The sequence below is a fragment of the Streptomyces sp. NPDC006743 genome (assembly GCF_040703815.1).
Taxonomy (GTDB): domain Bacteria; phylum Actinomycetota; class Actinomycetes; order Streptomycetales; family Streptomycetaceae; genus Streptomyces.
Map to the genome: position 1 here is coordinate 1 of NZ_JBEYJA010000077.1, position 21,767 is coordinate 21,767.

Annotated in this window: 16 protein-coding genes and 1 pseudogene; 10 read left to right on the forward strand and 7 right to left on the reverse strand. The window is 72.4% G+C overall.

What is annotated here, in order from left to right; all coding sequences use genetic code 11:
- The first annotated feature begins 45 nt into the window (after positions 1-45).
- Both ABZ719_RS34620 and ABZ719_RS34625 read left to right on the forward strand, forming a co-directional pair.
- Positions 46-552 (forward strand): RICIN domain-containing protein, encoded by a 507-nt coding sequence (locus ABZ719_RS34620; protein WP_366729147.1) that lies wholly within the window; start codon positions 46-48, stop codon positions 550-552.
- Between the two features lie 177 nt (positions 553-729).
- Positions 730-1,644, forward strand: a complete 915-nt coding sequence (locus ABZ719_RS34625; protein ID WP_366729133.1) for a Bax inhibitor-1/YccA family protein — start codon at positions 730-732, stop codon at positions 1,642-1,644.
- Between the two features lie 46 nt (positions 1,645-1,690).
- Here the strand turns inward: ABZ719_RS34625 and ABZ719_RS34630 are convergent, their stop codons facing one another.
- The 4 genes from ABZ719_RS34630 to ABZ719_RS34645 all read right to left on the reverse strand — a co-directional run bounded on the left by ABZ719_RS34630 (position 1,691) and on the right by ABZ719_RS34645 (position 6,484).
- Positions 1,691-2,722 carry a M28 family peptidase gene (locus tag ABZ719_RS34630; RefSeq protein WP_366729134.1) on the reverse strand — a complete coding sequence of 344 codons (1,032 nt, stop codon included), beginning with the start codon at positions 2,720-2,722 and terminating at the stop codon, positions 1,691-1,693.
- A gap of 126 nt (positions 2,723-2,848) precedes the next feature.
- Entirely contained in the window at positions 2,849-5,131 is a 2,283-nt protein-coding gene (locus tag ABZ719_RS34635) for an ABC transporter permease (protein ID WP_366729135.1), read from the reverse strand.
- 42 nt (positions 5,132-5,173) lie between these two features.
- A complete protein-coding gene (locus ABZ719_RS34640; protein ID WP_366729136.1) occupies positions 5,174-5,959 on the reverse strand; it encodes an ABC transporter ATP-binding protein in 786 nt (261 codons plus the stop codon).
- A gap of 9 nt (positions 5,960-5,968) precedes the next feature.
- Entirely contained in the window at positions 5,969-6,484 is a 516-nt protein-coding gene (locus tag ABZ719_RS34645; RefSeq protein ID WP_366729137.1) for a PadR family transcriptional regulator, read from the reverse strand.
- Between the two features lie 127 nt (positions 6,485-6,611).
- On the opposite strand from ABZ719_RS34645, the gene ABZ719_RS34650 reads away from it, so the two are divergent.
- From ABZ719_RS34650 to ABZ719_RS34675, 6 genes are all read left to right on the forward strand, one after another.
- Entirely contained in the window at positions 6,612-7,883 is a 1,272-nt protein-coding gene (locus tag ABZ719_RS34650; protein ID WP_366729138.1) for an ABC transporter substrate-binding protein, read from the forward strand.
- A gap of 181 nt (positions 7,884-8,064) precedes the next feature.
- The gene (locus ABZ719_RS34655; RefSeq protein ID WP_366729139.1) at positions 8,065-9,696 is read left to right on the forward strand and encodes a glycoside hydrolase family 13 protein; all 1,632 of its coding nucleotides are present in this window, start codon (positions 8,065-8,067) and stop codon (positions 9,694-9,696) included.
- 43 nt (positions 9,697-9,739) lie between these two features.
- Positions 9,740-11,074, forward strand: coding sequence for an ABC transporter substrate-binding protein (locus tag ABZ719_RS34660; protein ID WP_366729140.1), 1,335 nt, complete (start codon positions 9,740-9,742; stop codon positions 11,072-11,074).
- Between the two features lie 6 nt (positions 11,075-11,080).
- Positions 11,081-12,451 (forward strand): sugar ABC transporter permease, encoded by a 1,371-nt coding sequence (locus ABZ719_RS34665; RefSeq protein WP_366729141.1) that lies wholly within the window; start codon positions 11,081-11,083, stop codon positions 12,449-12,451.
- On the forward strand, positions 12,448-13,287 hold the full coding sequence (locus ABZ719_RS34670; protein ID WP_037863776.1) for a carbohydrate ABC transporter permease: 840 nt from the start codon (positions 12,448-12,450) through the stop codon (positions 13,285-13,287). The genes ABZ719_RS34665 and ABZ719_RS34670 overlap by 4 nt, the downstream gene beginning before the upstream one ends.
- Before the next feature lie 225 nt (positions 13,288-13,512).
- On the forward strand, positions 13,513-13,962 hold the full coding sequence (locus tag ABZ719_RS34675; protein WP_366729142.1) for a peptidase inhibitor family I36 protein: 450 nt from the start codon (positions 13,513-13,515) through the stop codon (positions 13,960-13,962).
- 96 nt (positions 13,963-14,058) lie between these two features.
- Here the strand turns inward: ABZ719_RS34675 and ABZ719_RS34680 are convergent, their stop codons facing one another.
- Positions 14,059-15,315, reverse strand: coding sequence for an alpha-L-fucosidase (locus tag ABZ719_RS34680; protein ID WP_366729143.1), 1,257 nt, complete (start codon positions 15,313-15,315; stop codon positions 14,059-14,061).
- 173 nt (positions 15,316-15,488) lie between these two features.
- A complete protein-coding gene (locus tag ABZ719_RS34685) occupies positions 15,489-19,571 on the reverse strand; it encodes a ricin-type beta-trefoil lectin domain protein (protein WP_366729144.1) in 4,083 nt (1,360 codons plus the stop codon).
- 287 nt (positions 19,572-19,858) lie between these two features.
- Between ABZ719_RS34685 and ABZ719_RS34690 the strand changes: the two genes are divergently transcribed.
- Positions 19,859-20,695 carry an alpha/beta hydrolase gene (locus ABZ719_RS34690; protein WP_366729145.1) on the forward strand — a complete coding sequence of 279 codons (837 nt, stop codon included), beginning with the start codon at positions 19,859-19,861 and terminating at the stop codon, positions 20,693-20,695.
- Between the two features lie 118 nt (positions 20,696-20,813).
- Complete coding sequence (locus ABZ719_RS34695; protein ID WP_366729146.1) at positions 20,814-21,218, forward strand: hypothetical protein; 405 nt, start codon at positions 20,814-20,816, stop codon at positions 21,216-21,218.
- A gap of 305 nt (positions 21,219-21,523) precedes the next feature.
- On the opposite strand, the pseudogene ABZ719_RS34700 reads toward ABZ719_RS34695, so the two are convergent.
- Positions 21,524-21,767, reverse strand: a pseudogene (locus tag ABZ719_RS34700) (TetR family transcriptional regulator); the annotation flags it as partial.

A 21,767-nucleotide genomic window follows, 5' to 3' on the forward strand; every position in this document is an offset into this window, starting at 1 on the left:
GGTGCTGCGTCGCAGAAGTGGCAGGCGCAGGCGAACGGGACGCTGGTGGGTTCGCAGTCGGGCAGGTGCCTGGATGCGACGGGTCCGAGTTCCGCGAACGGGACCAAGCTCCAGATCTGGGCGTGTGCGGGTTCGGACAATCAGATCTGGGGGGTTCCGTCGTCGCGTCCGACGGGGGTGGTCAGCGGGTACGGCGGTAAGTGCGCGGAGGTGGCGGGTGGCGTCTCGGCGAACGGTACGGCGGTGCAGTTGAACACCTGCGGGACGGGCAGTGCGCAGTCCTGGACGGTGGCGGCCGATGGGACGTTGCGGGCGTTGGGCAAGTGCATGACGGTGGCCGGGGGCGGTACGGCGAACGGTACGCAGGTGCAGTTGTCGACGTGTTCGGGTGCCGCGTCGCAGAAGTGGCAGGCGCAGGCGAACGGGACGCTGGTGGCTTCGCAGTCGGGCAAGTGCCTGGACGCGACGGGTCCGAGTTCCGCCAACGGCACCAAGCTCCAGATCTGGGCGTGCGCGGCCTCCGACAACCAGCTCTGGAAACTCCCCGCCTGAGATCCCGCTTCCCGGGACAGGACGGTGAGCCCGGCGCCCCAGGCAAGTCGCCTGGGGCGCCGCGCCATGTGCCGACACCCGTCGTCTCGTCGAGCAAAACATATGTATGTGAGACAGGCAGTGGGGTTCGGGGGAAATGTGTGCGAAAGTGTGAGTCCGTAGAGAAAGGTGTCTGCCGTGGCGGGTGTCGAGCAGCGTTCCCTGAAGAGCAGCAACCCCCTGTTGTCCCGGCGGCGGCTGGAACGCCGGGGCGGACGGAAGACGGCCGCCGGTGACCGGGGTACGCAGGTCGAGGTGGAGGCCGGACTCGCCGTGGCACGGGAGCGGACCGGTACCGGGCAGGACACCGAAGCGGGGTCCTCGCCCGAGCCCGGTCCCGAGCCGTCGCCGTGGCTCGTCGCGGACCTGCTGACCATGGACGCCGTGGTCGCACGCGCCGCCCTCACCCTCGCCACGGCGACCCTGACCGCCGTACTGGCATGGACGGTGCCGCCGGTGGCCCCGGCCGGCACCGGCTGGGCGTACGGCCTCGCGGGCGCCGCCGCACTGCTCGTCCTCGTCCCGGTGCTGGTCCAGTACGCGCGCACCCGTCCGTCGGCGGGGCTGGCCCTCGTCCACGCGGTGGGCCAAGGGGCCTTTCTGGGCGTGCTGTCGGACACGATCTGCGCCCGCGTGGCGCCCGGGGCGTGCGCGCAGCTGGTGCTGGGCACGATGACCGGCTGCGCCGGGGTGCTGGCGGCCCACCGGCTGCGCTGGACCCGTATCGGACGCCGGGGCCGAGGGCTCGCCGGGGCCGGGGCGCTCGGGCTGGTGCTCCTCGCCGCCGCGGACCTGCTCCTGCCCGCCCTCTCCGGCGCGGAGGGCCTCGGTCTGCGCAGTGGTGTCCCCGGTGTCGTCGCCGGCGTCGTGGGCGTCGTCCTGGGCACGTCCTTCCTGGCCCTGCACCTGCGCCGGGTGCAGCACGCGCTCACCCGGGGGGTGCCCGCGCAGGAGGCGTGGCTCGCGGCCTTCGGCCTCACACTGACCCTGGTATGGCTGTACGTGGAGACCGTACGGCTGCTCACCCTCGTACCGCAGGACGACCTCTACTGACCGTGCGCGGACGCCGGAGCCCGTGCCCGCGCGGGCGGTCCGGCCGTCAGGTGCCGCGCGGCCAGGAGGCGGCGGTGGCCGCGGTCGCGGCGGTCACCGAGGCCAGCCGCGCGAAGTCCAGCGTCGCCGGAACGTCGGTCGCCCGGTGGTAGTGCGGATTGCGGAAGTTCGCCGTGTCGGTGAGCATCAGCGCCGGGATCCGCCGGTTCCAGAAGGGCGCGTGGTCGCTGCGTCCGAGATGTCCGGCGGGCGGGACGGCCAGCCCGATGAGCAGGCCCAGGAGGCCGTCGGGCCGCGGGTCCCGCAGCAGGATGCCGCGCAGACCGGGGGAGGCCGCCGCGGCGGCCCGCTGCCAGTGCGCGGCCGCGGCGGCCGAGGAGCGCCGGTGCACCACGAGCGTGAAGTCGCCCCGTGAGCCGGTGGCCCGGGTGGCCGCCGCCGCCTCGGGGAAGACGGTGGCGAAGCCGGGCGGGAGCCGCTGGCTGCCCGGTGTGTCGTCGAAGCAGCCGACCGACTCCAGGCAGATCATCCCGGCGACGCGGCCGTCCCGGCCCAGTTCGCGGGCGGCGTGCCGGGCGCCGATGAGGCCGAGTTCCTCCATGTCGAACACGGCGAGGGTGACCGCCGGCGGCCGGGGGAGCCGGGCCAGCAGGCGTGCGGTCTCCAGCACCACCGCCACTCCGGAGGCGTTGTCGTCCGCTCCCGGGCTGCCGTCGACACTGTCCAGATGCGCGCCGACCAGCACCGTGGGCCCCGCCGGGGAACCGGGCAGGGTGGCGATCAGGTTGGCGCCGCGCAACCGGCGGTGCAGACGGGGTTTGAGGGCGAGCGCGCGATGCCCGTGCCGGTCGGTCGCGCCGATCCGCCACCGCAGGTCGAACGGCTGCCGCTCCACCTGCCAGCCCGCGTCGGCCAGTCGCTCACGGACGTACGCCTCGGCGCGCTCCATCGCCCGCGGTGCGCGCCGCCGGCTGCGCGGTCCGGCGGCGGCGAGGAACTCCACGTCCCGGCGCAGCCGTGCGACGTCCGCGTCCGCGAACGGCCCGGTCCCGTACGGGGCGGGTATGCCCTCGTCCATCACCGCTCCCGGTCTCGGCAAGGTGTGTCGTACGGCGAGAAACCTAACACTTCGCGCACCGCCGGACCCCGCACACCTGAGTGCGGGGTCCACCCGGGAACCGGCACCCTGGAGCCCGTCCCGCGCTCACGCGCCGGTGTTCAGGGTGTCGGCGGGCCGGCGCCGGACGGCCCGCGAGGCGGGCACCGCGGCCAGAGCGGCGGCGCCGCCGACCGCGGTCACGGCGAGCAGGACCAGGAAGAGCGGGGAGGGGCCGGCGGCGATCCCGGCCCCGATGCCGCTGGAGCGTCCCTGGGCGTCGATCAGCCAGTGGGCGAGCGGCAGGCCCACGGCCGTGGCGAGCGCGACGGCCGCCAGTGCCGTGCAAGCGGTCGCCGTCACCGTGATCGCGGAGACCTGACGTGGGGTCAGTCCGATGGCGCTCAGGGCCGGCAGGTCGCGTTCGCCCTCCCGGACGGTGCTGCCGATCGCGGCCAGCAGCTCGATCAGCCCGATCAGCGCGAGGACGCAGACGAGACCGGCGACGAGACCGCGCAGGGCGGACAGCCCGTCGGCGGGACCGGGCACCGGGTGCACGTCCAGGTGCCCGTGCCCGGCCCTGACCAGGGCCGCGCCCACCTGGTGCGGATCGGCGGCCGGGCGCAGGCGCACCTGGTAGAGGGTGGCGCTCAGCCCGGGGTCGTTCTCGCGCAGGGTGTCCAGGGAGGTGGAGATGACCCGTCCGGCGTTCGCCGGTTCGATGCTGCGGCCCACGATGTGCAGCACCTGCGGCCGGCCGGCCACCGTCATGCGGACCCAGTCGCCCACGTGCGCGTCCAGCAGGTCGAGCAGGCCCTGTCCGGCGACCGCCTCGTCGGGGCCGTGCGCGGCGCGGCCCTCGGCGACGCGGTACGGGTAGGGGTCCTGGCGGGTGCCGAGGCCGCGCAGCGCGATGGTGGACGTCTGCCCCGGTACCAGCGCCGCCAGTTGCACCCCCGGGTAGACGCCGGCCACGCGTGGCTCGCTCCGGAGCACGGCGCGGGTCTCCCGGTCGTCCAGCGTGCCGTCCGTACGGACGGTCAGCGCGGCGGGCAGACCGAGGCGCTCGGGGTGGCCGTGGAAGCGGTCGATGGTGGTCCAGGCGCTGGTCGCGACCACGATGAGCAGCAGCGGGAGAGCGAACCTGCCGACCGTGGCCAGGGTGCGCCGGCGGCTGGTGACGGTCCGGTGCCAGCCCAGCAGCACGCCGGGCGGCAGCCGCAGGCCGAGGGCGCGGCGCGCGGCGCCGGTCAGCCGCCCGCCGGGCACCGCCGCGCGGCGCGGCACGGGCACGGGCGGCACCCGCCCCGCCCGCCAGGCCGCCAGGCCGGTGACGGCGCCGATGAACAGGACGGTGCAGACCGGCACCGCGAACAGGGCGGCCCTGTGTCCGGGCAGTCCCTGCCACACGCCGACCGCGTCCCCGAGCCGCCCGGGGACACGCGGCCCGAGGCTCCGGACGAGGACCGCGGCGGCCACCGCACCGAGCACGGCGTACGCCACGTGCTGCAGCAGGAAGATCCGGACCACCTGGCCGGGGGTGAAACCGATCGCCTTCAGCACGGAGATGTCCCGCAGGTGCCCGCGGATCCGGGCGCCGATCGCGCCGTGCACGGCGAGCCCGGCCGCCAGCAGCGCCGCCACGCCGAACAGACCGAGCACCTGGCCGAGCAGCCGGTCGTCGCCCTGGGCCTCGGCCCGCGCCTGCCGCCAGGTGGAGACCTCGCCGACCACACCGGCGCCCAGCACGGTCACGGCCCGCTGGACGGCGTAGTCCGTGTCGTCCGGGTCGGTCAGGCGCAGCCCGACGACCTGGCCGCCGCCGTCACCGACCGCGCCGGGTGGCGCCCACACCAGCCCCGGCTGCTCGCCCGGCCGGTAGCGGGGTTCGGCGCTCTCGGCGACGCCGACCACGGTCAGGGTGCGCGCGGTGTCGGGCACGGTGAGGGTGTCGCCGGGTTCGGCGAGCAGGGCGCGGGCGAGACTGCTCTCCAGGACGACGCCGCCCGCGTCCCGCGGGTCGAGCCAGTGGCCGGAGACGAGCAGGGGCCGGTCCACCGACGGCGGCGCCGGGGTGCCGCGCAGCTCGACGGAGGCGCGCACCCCGCGCAGGGACACGGTGGCGAACGTGTCGGGGTAGGGGCCGGCCACGGCTCGGACGCCGTCCAGGGAGGCGAGGCGGCCGGTGTCGGCGTTCTTGACGGTGTGGATCCACACGTGTGCGCCACGGGACTGTGTGAACACCCGCTGCCACGGGTTCGTGGCGTAGCCGAACAGCGCGGTGGCGAGCAGCAGCGAGACGACGATGCCGGCCGTGGCCAGCACGAGGAAGAGGGCTTCCCCGCGGTGGGTGCGCAGATCGGAGTGGGCCCAGCGCAACGTGGCTCGCACGGTCTCAGCCCTTCGGACGGGTCGGGTGCCGGGGTGCGCCGCTCATCGCGTCCGCTCCTTCAGCTCCAGCACACGTGTGATGCCGCCGGTGCCCGGGGCGGCTGTCCCGTCCAGCTCGGCGTCGTCGGCAATCCGGCCGTCGAAGAAGCTGATCACCCGGTCGGCGGCGCTGGCCAGCCGGGCGTCATGGGTGACGAGCACGATCGCCTGGCCGCGCCGGTGGAAGCGGGACAGCAGCCGCATCACCTCGCGGGTCCCCTTGCTGTCGAGGCTTCCGGCCGGCTCGTCGGCCAGGAGCAGCGGGGGGTGGTTGACCAGGGCGCGGGCGAGCGCCACCCGCTGCTGCTCGCCGCCGGACAGCTCGCCGGGCATGCTGCGTTCCTTGCCGTCGAGCCCGAGTTCGCCGAGGAGTTCCTCGCGTTCGGCGCGGGCCTGGCGGGGGGTGCGGCCGGCGAGCAGGGCGGGCAGTTCGACGTTGTCGGCGACGGACAGGTTGGAGACCAGGTTGAAGAACTGGAAGACGATCCCCACGGTCCGCCTGCGCTCCTGGGCCCAGCGGGCCTCGCTGTAGGAGTCGGTGCACCGGCCGTCCAGCCAGATGCTTCCGCTGTCCGGCCGTTGCAGCCCGCCCAGCAGGTGGAGCAGGGTGGACTTGCCGGCCCCGGAGGGCCCGGTGACCGCCACGAACTCACCGCGTGCCACCGACAGGTCGACCCCGCGCACGGCGTGCGCGGGCGCCCCCTCGCCGTAGTGGGTCTTCACCAGCTGCTCGGCCCGCAGCACGGGGGGTTCGGCGGTCCGTTCCCCGCGAGAGTGCCCGTCATTCATGGCGGTCGTTCACTCCTGGTCCTCCAGTTCCTCCTGACACCGCTCCAGCCAGTCCAGATCGGCCTGGAGGTGCAGCATGGCGCCCTCGATGAGCAGCTGGGCGATCCGGTTGTCCCGGTCCTCGGCCGCGGCCAGCCTGGACAGCTGACGCATGGTGTTGAGGTACTGCCGCCGCTGGTTGTTGATGAGGGCGATCTGGTCGGCGAGGCCGGTCTGCGGGGCGAGGGCGAGCTTCATGAAGAACTCGTCCCGCACCCGCGGTTCGTCCTCGGGCTCCGCGAACCAGGTGCGCAGTTCGTCCCGCCCGGCGTCGGTGAGGTGGTAGATCTTCTTGTTGGGCCGGCTGGACTGCTCGACCTGTTCCCCCTGGATCAGGCCGGTCTTCTCCAGGCGGCCCAGGGTCACGTAGATCTGGCCGACGTTCGGCTGAGGGTACGCTGAGCCGAGCAGTTGCTCAAGGTCCTGCTTCAGCTCGTAGCCGTGTGCCGGGCCGCGGGCGAGAAGGGCCAGGAGGGGCAGGCGCACTCGTGCAGTCCTCCTAGCCTTGTCATCTGCCTGTTGTGCTCCAGACTCTAGTATCGCCCATACCTAACGGGTATACATGGGCTGACGCTCGGCGAAGGTGCCGGCGCCGGTGTGCAAGGAGGAACCTATGCGGTGGATACGGGCCACCGGTAGGGGTCTTCTCGCACTGGTCGTGGTCATGACCGGCTACCTCGCCTCGGGCGCCCGCGCCGACGAGGGCGGCGGCAGCACGCGCGGACCGCTCACCCTGGCCACCGCGGGGGACCTCACCGGCTATCTCGGCCCTCTCCTGGAGGGCTGGAACAGGACCCACCCCGCGGAGCGGGTGACGCTGGTCGAGCTGCCCGACTCCGCCGACGAGACGCACGCGCAGATGGCCACCGACCTGCGCGGCGGCGACCGCAGCCGCTTCGACGTCCTCAACATCGACGTCAACTGGACCTCGGAGTTCGCGGCGGCCGGCTGGATCCGCCCGCTGCCGGCCGGGCGCTTCCCGCTGAAGTCCTTCCTGCCGCCGGTCGTCGACACGGCGACCTACGACGGCCGGCTGTACGCCGTCCCCTACGTCACCAACGCCGGACTGCTCCTGTACCGCAAGGACGTGCTCGCGAAGGAGGGCGTGCCGCCGCCGCGCACCTGGGCCGAGCTGGAGCGGGACGCGAAGACCATCGCGCCGAAGTACGGGCTCGACGGCTACGCGGGGCAGTTCCTGTCCTACGAGGGGCTCACCGTCAACGCGGCCGAGGCCGTGTACTCCGCGGGCGGCACGATCCTCGGCGAGGAGGGCCGGCGCGTCACCGTCGACTCGGCCGCGGCCCGCGAGGGCATCGGGTTCCTCGCGCGCGGCCTGCGCGAGGGCTGGATCCCCCGGGCGGCGCTGTCGTACAAGGAGGAGGAGTCCAAGCAGGCCTTCCAGGACGGCCGCCTGCTCTTCCTGCGCAACTGGCCCTACGCCTACGCCGTCGCCTCCGCCGAGGGCTCCCCGGTCGCCGGGAAGATCGGCGCGGTGCCGCTGCCCGGCCCGGAGGGACCCGGCACGAGCGTGCTGGGCGGATCCGACCTCGCCGTCAACACCCATGCCCGGCACCCGGAGTCCGCCGAGCGACTGATCCAGTACCTCACCGGTGAACAGGTCCAGCGGCAGGTGCTCACCCGGGGGGCGCTGCCGCCGGTCCGGGCGGACCTGTACCAGGACCCGGAGCTGGTGCGGCGCTTCCCCTACCTGCCGACCCTGCGCGCCGCCGTGCTCGCCGCCGCGCCGCGCCCCAAGAGCCCGCGCTACGACCAGGTCAGCCTGGTGGTGCAGGCGGTCGTCCATGACGCGCTGACCGGGCAGCAGACGCCCGAGCAGGCCGTGCGCCGGCTGGCGCGGGAACTGGACGACATCACCCGCCGCTAGGCACACCTCTTAGTTACTTGTTAGGTAACGCGGCCATAACACCCTGCCGCTGTTCGTCCCCTTTTGGGATGTTTTCACGGACGTAACTCACCAGTAGTCTCGGCCACTTCGTTGACAGCTGCCTGAAACACATACATAACATGCATGCACAACGACGGGCTTTCAGAGACAGGTCAATCATGTGAACAGGCATCGTTGGTGGCGTGACGCCGTGATCTACCAGGTGTACGTCCGCAGCTTTCTGGACAGCACCGGTGACGGCGTCGGCGATCTGGCCGGGGTCCGCGCGGGACTGCCGTACCTGAAGAAACTCGGGGTCGACGGCATCTGGCTGAGCCCCTTCTACCGCTCCCCGCAGCACGACCACGGCTACGACGTCGCCGACTACTGCGACGTCGACCCGCTCTTCGGTGACCTCGCCGAGTTCGACCGGCTGATGACCGCGGCCCGCCAGCTCGGCGTCAAGGTCCTCCTCGACATCGTCCCCAACCACTGCTCCAGCGAGCACCCGTGGTTCCGGCAGGCGCTCGACTCGCCGCCCGGCAGCGCGGCCCGCGCCCGCTTCCACTTCGCCGACGGCCGCGGGCCCGACGGTGCCGAACCGCCCAACAACTGGCACGCCATGTTCGGCGGCCCGGCCTGGAGCCGGGTCACCGAGGCCGACGGCCGCCCCGGCCAGTGGTACCTGCACATGTTCACACCCGAACAGCCCGACTGGAACTGGCGCACCCCCGAGGTGGCCACCGAGTTCGACCGCGTCCTGCGGTTCTGGCTGGACCGGGGGGTCGACGGCTTCCGCATCGACGTCGCCGCCGGACTGTTCAAACACCCCGACCTGCCCGACTCACCCGACCCCGAGGCCGACGCCCGCACCCGTGACTCGGTCAACCCGCTCGCCTGGAACCAGCCCGAGGTGCACGACGTGTGGCGGCGCTGGCGCTCCCTGTGCGAGGAGTACACCGCCCGGGACGGCCAGGAGCGGCTGCTCGTCGGCGAGGTGTCCGTCCCCACCGCACGCGAACACGCCCGGTACGTCCGCCCCGACGAACTGCACCAGGCGTTCTTCTTCGACCTGCTCAGCGCCCCCTGGGACCCCGACGCCTTCCGCAAGGTCGTCTCCGAGGCGATGCAGGACATCGCCGGCACCGGCTCCACCGTCACCTGGGTCCTCAACAACCACGACCAGGTCCGCACCGTCACCCGCTACGGCGAGCCCACCCCCGAGGGCAGCGGGCTGGGCGCCGCCCGCGCCCGCGCCGCCGCGCTCCTGATGCTCGCCCTGCCCGGGGCGGCGTACATCTACCAGGGCGAGGAACTGGGCCTGCCCGAGGTCGTCGACCTGCCCGACGACGTGCTCACCGACCCGATCTTCCACCGCACCGGCAGCCGGGCCCGCATCCGCGACGGCTGCCGGGTCCCGCTGCCCTGGTCCGGACAGGCGTCCCCCTTCGGCTTCACCTCCGGCACGGAGAACGCCAAGCCGTGGCTGCCGCAGCCCGAGTACTTCGCCGAGTACGTCACCGACCGCGCGCTCGCCGACACCCGCTCCTTCTGGCACCTGTACCGCGAGGGCCTGCAACTGCGCTCCGCGCTGCCGCAACTGGGCGAGGGAACGCTGCGCTGGCTCGACACCCCGCCCGGGATCCTCGCCTTCACCCGCGGCGACGGCCTGGTCTGCGCCGTCAACTTCGGTACGGCCCCCACCCCCGCCCCGGTGCCCGGCACCCCCCTGCTGGCCAGCGGGCCGTGCCCGCCCGGTGTGCTCGCCGGCTCCACCGCCGCCTGGTGGATCACCGACCCCGCCGGCCTCTGAGTTTTCCGTCAGTCAGTTCCCCACCCCTGAAGGGACATCAACGATGATGCGACGACGTACCGCACTTCTCACCGGCTGCACCGCACTCGTCCTCGCCCTCGGCGCCACCGCCTGCGGCAGCGACGACCCCGTCGCGGCGGGCGGCGGCAGCAAGGCCCTGAGCGGCCAGACGGTCACCGTGGCCGGCGTCTGGACCGGCAGCGAGCAGAAGAACTTCCAGAAGGTGCTGGACGCCTTCACCGAGAAGACCGGGGCGAAGACCCAGTTCGTCTCGACCGGCGACAACGTCTCGACCGTGATCGGCAGCAAGATCGAGGGCGGCAACGCCCCCGACGTCGTGATGGTCCCGCAGGTCGGAGTGCTCCAGCAGTTCGCCCAGAAGGGCTGGCTCAAGCCGCTGTCCGCCACCGCCCAGCAGTCCGTCGGCGCGAACTACGCACCCGTCTGGAAGAAGTACGGCAGCGTCGGCAACACCCTGTACGGCCTGTACTTCAAGGCCGCCCACAAGTCGACCGTCTGGTACAGCCCCGACGCGTTCACCCAGGCCGGCGTCCAGCCCCCGGCCACCTACGCGGACATGCTCAAGGCCGGGCACACCGTCTCCGACTCCGGACTCGCCGCCTTCGCGGTCGCCGGCGAGGACGGCTGGACCCTCACCGACTGGTTCGAGAACGTCTACCTCTCCCAGGCCGGACCCGAGAAGTACGACGCGCTCGCCGCGCACAAGCTCAAGTGGACCGACACCAGTGTGGTCAAGGCGCTGGACACGCTCGGCAAGCTGTTCAAGGACAAGCAGCTGATCGCGGGCGGCCAGAAGGAGGCCCTGAACACCGACTTCCCCGGCTCGGTGGAGAAGGTCTTCGGCCCCAAGCCCGAGGCCGGCATGGTCTACGAGGGCGACTTCGTCGCCGGTGTCGCCCACGACCAGTTCGGCAGGACCGTCGGCAAGGACGCGAACTTCTTCCCGTTCCCGCCGGTCGACGGCGGCAAGGCGCCGGTGGTCAGCGGCGGTGACGCCGCCGTCGTCCTCAAGGACGGCAAGAACAGCAAGGCCGGCATGCAGCTCGTGGAGTACCTGGCCACCCCGGAGGCCGCGGGCGTGTGGGCCAAGGCGGGCGGCTTCCTCTCCCCGAACAAGGCTCTCGACCTCGCCACCTACGGCGACGACGTCACCCGGGCCACCGCCAAGTCCCTCATCCAGGCCGGCGACTCCGTCCGCTTCGACATGTCGGACCAGGCACCCGCCTCGTTCGGCGGCACCAAGGGCGTCGGCGAGTGGAAGCTGCTCCAGGACTTCCTGCGCGACCCGTCCAACCCCAAGGGCACCGCCGCCCAGCTGGAGGCCGCCGCGGCCAAGGCGTACCAGGGCCAGGGCTGATCCGACATGACCGCCACCACACTCACCAAGGAGACGGCGGCGGGTCCCCCGCCGCCCGCCGCCCCGGCCGCCGGTGCCCGGCGGCTGCGGCGGCGGGGGCGGATCATCGCCCTGCTGTTCGCCTTCCCCGCGCTGCTCCTGCTCGGCGCGCTCGTCGTCTACCCCGTCCTGTTCTCCATCGGACGCAGCTTCTTCGACGCCTCCGGTGACCGCTTCGTCGGCGCGGACAACTACACCGAGATGTTCCGCGACCCGGCGACGCTCAAGGCGATCCGGAACACCGTCATCTGGGTGGTCGTCGCCCCCGCGCTGCTGACCGGGCTCGGACTGATCCTCGCCGTCCTGGTGGAGAAGGTCCGCTGGGCCACCGCGTTCAAGCTGCTGCTGTTCATGCCGATGGCCGTGTCCTTCCTCGCCGCCGGGATCATCTTCCGGCTCGCCTACGACCAGGACCCCGACAAGGGCGTGCTCAACGCGGCGGCCGTCTCCGTCCACGACGCCTTCAGCGGCACCTCGTCCTACCCCACGGCGCGGGCCCGCACCGGCCCCGACGGGCTGACCCGGGGCAGCGACGGCTCCTACACCACCGAGGCCGTCCGGCCCGGCTCCTCGGTCGTGATCCCGATGGTCGGCGTCCTGCCCAAGGACCTGCCGAAGAACGCCGCGCCGGCCTACCCGGCGAGCACACGCGGACCCGCCTCCGGCGAGGTGCGCGGTGTCGTCTACCTGGACTTCACGCCCGGCGGGGCGGGCACCCCGGGCAAGGTCGACCGGCGCGAGAGCGGTCTGCCCGGGATGAAGGTCGAGGCGGTGAGCGGCGGTCGCACGGTGGCCAGCGTCAAGACCGCGGCCGACGGCTCCTTCCACTTCTCCGGACTGCACACGGGCTCGTTCGCGCTCAGACTGCCCGCCTCCAACTTCGCACCGCCCTACCAGGGCATCTCCTGGCTCGGCCCCACCCTCGTGACACCCGCCATCATCGGCGCCTACCTGTGGATCTGGACCGGCTTCGCGATGGTGCTGATCGGCGCGGGCCTTTCCACACTGCCCCGGGACACCCTGGAGGCGGCCCGCATGGACGGGGCCAACGAGTGGCAGGTCTTCCGGCGCATCACCGTGCCGCTGCTCGCGCCCGTCCTCACCGTGGTCTTCGTGACGCTGGTCATCAACGTCCTGAAGGTCTTCGACCTCGTCTACATCATCGCGCCGGGACCGGTGCAGGAGGACGCCACCGTACTGGCCACCCAGATGTGGCTGGTGTCCTTCGGCGGAGGCAACAACCAGGGCCTGGGCAGCGCGCTCGGGGTGCTGCTGCTCGTCCTCGTCATTCCCGCGATGGTCTTCAACGTCCGCCGTTTCAAGGAGAGTCAGCGATGAACGCGGTCAGGAGGGGCCTGGGCAACGGCCTGGTGCAGGCCTTCCTCGTGGTGATCGGCCTGATCTGGCTGACGCCGCTGGCGGGGCTCTTCGTCTCCTCGATGCGCTCCTCCGAGGACACCGCCAAGGGCGGCTGGTGGACGGCCCTGACCAGCCCGGGACAGCTGTCCTTCGACAACTACTCGTCCCTGCTGGGCAACGCCGGGATCACCCGCGCCTTCTGGAACACGGTGCTGATCTCGGTGCCGGCGACCGCCCTCGTCGTGATCCTCGCCGCGCTCGCCGGGTACGCCTTCGCCTGGCTGGACTTCCCCGGACGCGAGCCGTTGTTCCTGCTGGTGGTGGCCCTGCTGGTGGTGCCCGTGCAGATCGGTCTGCTGCCGGTCGCCAAGCTCTTCGGGCAGCTCGGCCTGTTCGGCACGATCCCCGGCGTCGTCCTCTTCCACGTGGCCTACGGTCTGCCGTTCGCGGTGTTCCTGCTGCGCAACTACTTCGCCGAGATCCCCAAGGAGATGCTGGAGGCCGCCCGCATGGACGGCGGCAGCGAGTGGCGGATCTTCGTCCAGCTCGTCCTGCCGGTCGGCCGCCCGGCCATCGCCAGCCTGGCCATCTTCCAGTTCCTGTGGGTGTGGAACGACCTGCTGGTGGCGCTGCTGTTCGCCGACAGCTCCTCCCAGCCGCTGACGGTGGAACTTCAGTCCCAGGTACGGCAGTTCGGCAGCAACATCGACGTCCTCGCGCCGGGCGCCTTCGTGTCGCTCGTCGTACCGCTCGTGGTGTTCTTCGCCTTCCAGCGGCACTTCGTGCAGGGCGTGATGGCCGGATCGGTCAAGTAGGGACCCGGCCCCGGAGGGGGCACGCGGCCCGGGCGGGGGCGGAGGCACACGGCTGCCTCCGCCCCGGCCGCGTCCAGCGGCCGAGTGCGGCGGCCCGCGGACCGGCCCCGGACGCGCGGACGCCGGCGACGCCGCGCGAACCGGAGTGAACCCATGCCCCCGCCGCACACGTTGATCTTGATGAGAAGGATCTTCGGTGTGCCGCACAGAGGGACAGGGAACACAGTGAAACTGCGCAACAAGCGCCTCGCCGGTATCGGCCTGACCGTGCTCGCCACGGGCGTGACCGTGCTGGGAACGACCACGACGGCGTCCGCCAACGAGCCCTGGCAGGTGGGCGTCTGGAACGTCGGCTCGGACTGCAATGCGTCGAAGTACGAGTTCTGCGTCTACACCGACGCCAACTACCAGGGCAAGTCGGTCGGCATCCGCTGGGGTGAGAGGGACACCTACCTCGACATCGCCACGGACATCGGCAGCTCGATGAACAACAGCATCTCCTCGGTGATCAACAACACCAACTACCCCTGGGCGATGACGGACGTGCCGAAGACGGACGGATACGTGGATCTGCGCGTGCACTCCTACCACCACCTGTCGAACCTGGCCGACTTCGGCTTCAACGACCGCGCGTCGGGGCTGTCCATCTGGAAGGAAGCGGGAGCGGGCGCCTGAGCGGTCCCGGCCGGGCGTCAGCGCCCGGACCGGATGCCAGGGGGCGGCCCCGAACCAGTGGTCCCGCCCGGGCCGCTGGTGCCGGCCGCCTGCCCGTCACTCGTCGTCGGCCAGCTCCAGCTCGATCACGGGCAGCAGGACGTCGGGCCGGGTGACGGGCAGGGTCAGCGTGAGGGTGCCGGCGGGCTGCCCCGGCGGCGCCATGTTCACGTGCTCGTGCCCGGCGCCGTCCTGCTCGTGGAAACCGATCTCCGAACCGTCGTGCAGCAGTTGCGCGTAGCGCACCCGGCCCGCCAGCCCCGGCAGGTGGAGGTGCCTGAGCGGCCAGGCGAGCAGGTGCACGTAGAGACGGCGTCCCGCCCGGGTGCACAGCGTGTTGGCCGGCGCCGTCAGCCCGCTGGGCCCCGCGCCGCGCACCGAGCGCTCGTGCAGGGCCATCCAGTCGCCGATGGCCCGCAGCGTCTGCCGGGCCCGCGGGTCCAGCGCGCCCCTGCCGGTGGGACCCACGTTGAGCAGCAGGTTGCCGCCGCACGCCACGGACTCCACCAGCATCCGCACGAGCAGCGCCGGGTCCTTGTACTCGTGGTTGTCCCGGTCGTACCCCCACGAGCCGTTCAGGGTGTGGCAGGCCTCCCACGTCACCGGGGCGCCGTCGCGTTCGAGCGGGCGGTCGGGCTGGTACTGCTCGGGGGTCACGTAGTCGCCGGGGACGCCCAGCCGGTCGTTGACGAGAATGCCGGGCCGCAACGTGCGTGCCATGGCGAGCAGCTCCTGCGAGCCCCACTCGTCAGGCCCCTTGCCCGGGTAGGTGAAGTCGAAGAAGAGCAGGTCGACCGGGCCGTAGCCGGTGAGCAGCTCCTCGACCTGTCCGTGCAGGTAGGCGCGGTAGCGGGCCATGTCCCGGGGCTCCCGCGCGGCCGGGGTGTCGCGCAGCGGGTGGTGGACGTCGACGGTGAAGTCCGGGTGGTGCCAGTCCAGCAGCGAGTAGTACAGACCGACCCGCAGCCCCTCGGCGCGCATCGCTTCGGCGAACTCCCGCACCAGGTCGCGGCCGGCCGCGCGCTGGGAGGTGTACGAGGTCAGCGCCGAGTCGTAGAGGCAGAACCCGTCGTGGTGCTTGGCGGTGAGCACCGCGTAGCGCATGCCCGCCGCCTTGGCCGCGCGGGCCAGCTCGCCCGCGTCGAACAGGTCCGGGTCGAACCGCTCCAGGTAGCGGTCGTACGCCTCCTGCGACATGGCCTCCCGGCTGCGCACCCACTCGTGCCGGGCGGCGAGGCTGTACAGGCCGAAATGGACGAACAGTCCGAAGCGGGCGGTCTCGAACCACTCCGTGGACGCTGTGGACTCGGGCACGGCAACTCTCCTGGCACGGTCGGACGTTCTCACCGGTTTGTCGATGTCTACCATCGAACGGCCCTTCGTGCGGCCGGCCCGCGGTGCGGACGGTGAACGGCCGGCCCGCCCGGAACCTGACAGGCTCCGGGCGGGCCGGAACCCGACAGGCTCCGGGCGGACCGCTCCAGCTCTCAGCCCGCGGGCAGCCGCCAGGTCTGCTGCGCGGAGCCCGCGCAGGTCCAGATCTGGAGCCTGGTGCCGTTCGCGGAGCTGGCACCGGTCGCGTCCAGGCACCGCCCGGACAGGGAGTTGACCAGCGTGCCGTCGGACCGCGGCGTCCACTTCTGCCCGGCCGAGGCGTTGCACACCTGGAGGACGACCGGGGTGCCGCTGGCGGTGCCGTCGCCGGACACCCCCATGCAGTCACCGAGCGTCTGGAGGGTGCCGTCCCGGGCGATGGACCACTGCTGGGAGACGCCCGTGCCGCAGGTGTTCAACTGCACCGGCGTACCCGCGGCGTTGGTGGATCCGGAGCCCGCCAGGTCCACGCACTTGCCGCCGATGCCCGTCACCCGTCCGGCAGGACCCGGCGCCGGTACCTGCCAGCGCTGGTTGTCCGAGCCCGCGCAGGCCCAGATCTGCAACGGGGTGCCGTTGGCCGAGCTGGGCCCGGTGGCGTCCAGACACGTGCCCGACTTCTTCGACACCAGCCCGTGGTCGGCGGCTGGCTGCCACTGCTGGGCGGACGAGCCGTCGCAGGCGGCCAGCACGGCACGCGTGCCGTTCGCGGTGCCGCCGCCGCTGAGCGCCATGCACCTGCCGAGGACGCGCACCGTGCCGTCCGGGGCGAGCGTCCACTGCTGTGAGGTGCCGGTGCCGCAGGAGTTCAACTGCACCTGCGTGCCGGGCGCGTCGGTGGATCCGGAGCCCGCGAGGTCGGCGCACTTGCCGCCGTAGCCGGCGATCCGGCCGGTGGGCCCCTGCACGGTGGGCAGCTGCCACACCTTGGCGTCGGTGACCGGACCGCAGTTCCACAGCCACATGAGCGCGCCCACGGCCGACGAGGTGTCCTTGACGTCCAGGCACCGGCCGGACAGGTCGTTCACCACACCGCCGTCGGGTCCCGCGTGCCACCGCTGCGCCGCCGAGCCGTCGCAGATCTCCAGTACCACCTGGGTCCCGTTGTCCGCGGTGCCGCCCCCCTCGGGCGTCATGCAGCGCGAGTCGAACAGGCGCAGCGTGCCGTCCTGGGCCACCGTCCACTGCTGGGACTCGGCGGTGCCGCAGGTGTTCAGCTGGAGCTGGGTGCCCGGTGCCGCGCTGCCGCCGTCCGCATCGGCGCACATGCCGCCGATGCCGGTGAGGTGCCCGCGCGGCCCGGCGGGGGCCGCGGGCGGGTCGAACCGCTGACCGGTCACCGAGGTGTCACAGACGCGGGTGACCAGGGGAGTGCCGTCCGCGGTCGCCGATCCGCGCACCTCGGCGCAGAGTCCGGAGGCCTGGTTGACCAGGGTGCGGCCGGAGCCCGCCCGCCACTGCTGGACCGCGGACCCGTCGCAGGCCGCCAGCACCAGCGCGGTGCCGGGCGTCGAGCCGCGGCCCGCGGGCATCGCGCACTTGCCCTGCACCCACAGCGAGCCGTCGCGGCCCGCGATCCACTGCTCGTCGGCGCTCCCGTCGCAGGCGCCGGTCTGCACCGGGGTGCCGTTGGCCAGGCCGCCCGCGTGCCGCACACAGGTGCCGCCGACCGCCGCGAGGGTGCCGACGGGTCCGGCGGGCGCGGGGGAGACCGGGAAGTCCAGGCCGATCGACGTCCTGCCCAGGTGCCGGGGCAGCACCGCGGGCGCGCCGCCCACCTGCTGGAAGGGCAGCGAGGTGACGGGCGCCGACTGGCGCTCGATCAGGTAGGCGTGCCCGGCGCGGGCGGGCAGGGTGAACTGCGAGCCGGTGGAGAACGGCACGACCGTGCTGCCGTCGGCGGCGTCCACCACCCCGGCCGGCTGACCGGGCCAGGGGTTGCGGGTGACGAAGGAGGCGTCCCGCCCGGCTTCGAGGACCACGGTCACCGGTGTGCCGCCGCGCGTCTGCACGTCCACCTTCGCGCCGTCGTGGACGGTCACCGTGCCGTCCACGTCCCAGTCCGCCGGGACGGCGGGGGCGATGCGCAGCACGTCGTCGTAGTCCTGCACGAGCGCCTCGTTCACCGCGGCGGCGATGACCCCGCCGCTCTCGCTGTACGGCTCGTTGCCGCGCAGCACGTTGTTGTTGCTCGCCAGACCGGAGGGGTACAGCTGGTTGGACACGTTGTAGAGCAGCCCCTCCTCGACCGCGTCCGCCTTGCCGAGGCGGGCCGCCTGGAGGGCGTCGAAGCTCCAGTTGGCGTCGTGCGGGTACTGGCGGTGTGTGAAGGTCCGGTCGGCCAGCGTGTGCAGGTCGCCCGAGTCGCCGATCAGGCCGTAGGGCCAGACCGGTTCCAGGTCCAGGTTCTCCGAGTTGTGCGTGGGCGCGGCCGGCTCGGCGGAGACGGCGATGACGTCGTCCCCGGCGGCGTCCGCGTCCGGACCGAGGACCTTGGTGTGGGTCGCGGCGTCCGTGCGCGGCAGCGGGGGCAGCTTCTTCTGGGCGGCCGTCAGCTGCGTGACGAGGTCCGCGTCGGTGCCGAGGGCCTTGGCCGCCGAGACCACCACGGGGAACAGCGCCTGCATCGCGGCGACGTCCGTGACGGGCTCCTCGACGTCCCACTGCGTCTCGTGCGCGTTGGCCCGGGTGTGCAGCAGGCCGTCGGCGCCGGTGGTGGCGTACGACAGCAGGAACCGGGCGCTGGAGCGCATCAACGGGTAGGCGTCCTGGAGGAACGCGAGGTCGCCGGTGGTCCGGTACTGCTGCCACAGCGTCAGGGACACCTCCGCGCCGGTGCTGACCGTCTGCGCGTTGTACGAGGTCACGCTCGCCTCGCAGGAGGCGTTGCCGGTGCCGCCGTCGAAGTAGCCGTTGCCGTTGAAGCGCATCGTCTCCGGGACGCAGGCGCCCGGGTGCCCGGGCATGTGGTCCTTCGTCCACGCCTCGATCGCGGCCAGGTTCGACGTGTAGAGCCGGTAGAACGGTGTGTTGAGCTGCCCGGCGCCCGAGGTGACGTTGGCGGCGGTCTGCATCCGCAGGTTCCACCACCAGTAGCTCTCCGGGGACCAGTCGTGCTGGTCGCGGGAGAAGGCGAACAGGTCGGCCACCCCCGCCTGGGTGCCCGGAAGGCTGCCCCGGCTGCTCGCCGCCGCCTGGTAGAGGTGGATTGTGCGCAGGTTCTCGACGTACGGTCCGGTGCCGTCCGCCGACTCGATCTTCATCGTCCCGGTCTTCGACCAGAAGTCGTGCCACCAGGCCAGGTGCGGATCGAGCAGGCTCGCGCCCGGCGCGGTGGCGTCACCGCCGAGGTAGGACGTGGCCGCCGCGGTGGCGTCGCCGCCCGCCCAGTGGGGCGCGGCCACGACGACCCGGAAGCTGCCGTCGGCGGCGGGCTTGAACGACACCCGCACCGAGTCGCCGTCACGGACGGAGGACGTCACCTCGCGGCCCGATGCCGTGATCGCGAGCAGACTGCCGTACGTGTCCCCGGTGCCGTCGGTGCCGGAGTCCTGCCAGGTCTCGGCGAGTGCGGCGACCGGTCCCGACGCGGCGGCCGAGGGCGACCGCCCGTCCCACAGGTCCCCGTCCACCGTCTGCGGGGTGTCCGGATCGGCACCGGTGACGTCCACCACGAGTTCGTCGCGGTCCGCGCGGGTGTAGACGGTCGCCGTCATCCCGCCGCCGCTCTCCCTGAGCACACCGTCGTACAGGTCGAGCCGGGCGGAGAAGTCGTCGGCCCCGGTCAGTGCCTTCAGCCCCGGGACGGACACCTGGCCGGGCGACTTGCGGTCCGGGAAGGTGTCGGCACGGTTGAGCTGGGCCGTGAACCCGTTCGCGGCCCAGACCGCGGCGCCCATGACGCCGTTGCCCAGCGGCATCGACTCGGCCGGTTCGGTGCCGGGCCTGCCCAGCACCACGTCCGAGCGGCGCACGACACCGGCCCGGTCCACCTGGAAGGCGCCGTTCTGCCAGGCCGTCGTGGTGGTGGCGGCGGTCCGCGCGGTCGCGGTGGGGGCGGTGGCGGCCGTGCCGGCGCCGGCCGCGGAGGCGGGCAGCAGGGCCGCCAGGACCAGGGCGGTCAGCGCGCCCGGCAGCAGAGCCGCCCGCAGTGCTCCGCGGGGCCTCCCTCGGGAGGCTTGTGTAATCTCTCTCACACCTCGTGCAACGTGTGCGTGCACGCGAGGGTTCACATCCGCCCCGCGCACGTCCGGCACGTGCTGACCTGCGCGGATATGTGCCGCCCGGCAGGACCGCTGCGTCATTTGACTGGGGGTGCCGCCCGCCCGGCGGGTCACGGTGCCCGGCCGCCGCCGAAATCGTGAGTCATCAGACGGATACCGCCCGGGCCGCGGACGCCCATCCTCGAAGAGCGGCCCGGCACCCCGCGGACGGAGCCCGGCCCGGCGCCACCGCCGGCGCATCGCGTATCGAAGGGAAACCCATGGCGTTCATCACGGTCGGCCAGGAGAACACCACCGACATCGACCTGTATTACGAGGACCACGGCACCGGACAGCCGGTCGTCCTCATCCACGGATTCCCGCTCAGCGGCGCCTCCTGGGAGAAGCAGTCCGCGGCGCTGCTCGACGCCGGCTACCGCGTCATCACCTACGACCGCCGCGGTTTCGGGCAGTCCAGCCGCCCCACCACCGGTTACGACTACGACACCTTCGCCGCCGACCTGAACACGGTCATCGAGACGCTCGACCTGACGGACGCCGTCCTCGTCGGCTTCTCCATGGGCACCGGCGAGGTGGCCCGCTACGTCGGCACCTACGGCACCGCGCGGGTCGCCAAGGTGGCCTTCCTGGCCTCGCTGGAGCCCTGGCTTGTCAAGAACGAGGAGAACCCCGACGGCGCGGCGCCCGCCGAGTTCTTCGAGGAGGTCTCCCGGACGGTGAAGGCCGACCGGTACGCCTATTACACCGAGTTCTACAAGGACTTCTACAACCTCGACGACACCCTGGGCACCCGCATCAGCGAGGAGGCCGTGCGCAACAGCTGGAACGTGGCCGCGGGCGGCGGCGCGTACGCGGCGGCCGCCGCGCCGCTGACCTGGGGCACGGACTTCCGCGCCGACATCCCGAAGGTCGACGTCCCGGCCCTCATCCTGCACGGCACCGCCGACCGCATCCTGCCGGTCGAGGCCACCGCGCGGCCCTTCCACAAGGCGCTGCCCGCCGCCGACTACGTGGAGGTCGAGGGCGGCCCGCACGGCCTGCTGTGGACCCACGCCGCCGAGGTCAACGAGGCGCTGCTCGCCTTCCTCGCCAAGTAGGCGGCGGGCAAGGGCGCCAGGGTCCGATCGTACGACCCTCGGGCGGATTGCCGTGGTTTCAGCAATGAGGAGGCCCGGCAGGCGGTCGCCTCCGAACCGAGCGAGAGAAGGTATGACAGTGCGTAGGACGGCGTTCAAGGGAGCGGCGGTCGTCGCGGCTGCGACGGCCATGCTCGGACTGGGCCTGGTGCAGTCCGCTGACGCGGCTCCCGCAAGTGCGCAAGGCTGCGCGGGGTCTGCGCGCTGGAGCCACAGCGAAGTACAGGTCGACAACTGCCCTGGTGACGGTGCGGCGAGCTGGGCGTGGCTCACGACACAGAAGTACGGCACCAATTACAAGGCCGAGGCGTGGTTCGCACTTGCGGACGGCAGCCAGAAGGTGCTGGGCGTGGAACCTGGGAAAGCGGTGAGTGTCGAGTACGGCCAGGACATCAGACAGGTGCAGATCTGCGAGTTCTACACCACGCTCATCGGCTGGCCTTCGATCCCGCTCCACCAGTGCTCGAACTGGTACAACGTCTGAAGACCAGCCGCACACCGCCCGTCGGGTCCGCTCACTGAGACGCACCTCCTGTCGGAGCGAACCACCGGCGGTTGAGACACATCGGCAGGGCCTCCTGGCAGCTCGGGGTGCGATTCGCGACCGAGCGGCACCAGGAGGCCCTGTGCCGCATTCGGCGGCCGTCTCGCCGTCGCCTCGTACAAGGCGGACCCGCCTCACCGATCTGCTCGGCGCACGCATCGCGGCACCGACTCCGCCACCCGCCTCAGCCACGCCTCGCCACGCCCGGAACGTCACCGGCACCGGCATCCGCTGCCCCCTGCGACCTAGCGGCTCCCGCTGCGCGTCTGTGACCGTCCGACGCCGTGCAGATAGGTGCCGACCACCACGTCGGCGGCCCGGGCGGCGCTGAGGTGGGTCTGCCGGCGGGCGGCCAGCTGGATCAGCTCGGGCAGCAGCGGTCCGGCCCATCCGTCGGGTTGGTCGGGGCGGAGGAGGCCTTCGGTGGTGGCGCGGTGGAGGAAGGTGTCGACCTCCTGGACCGAGCGGTCGCGGCGTGCGCGTACGGCG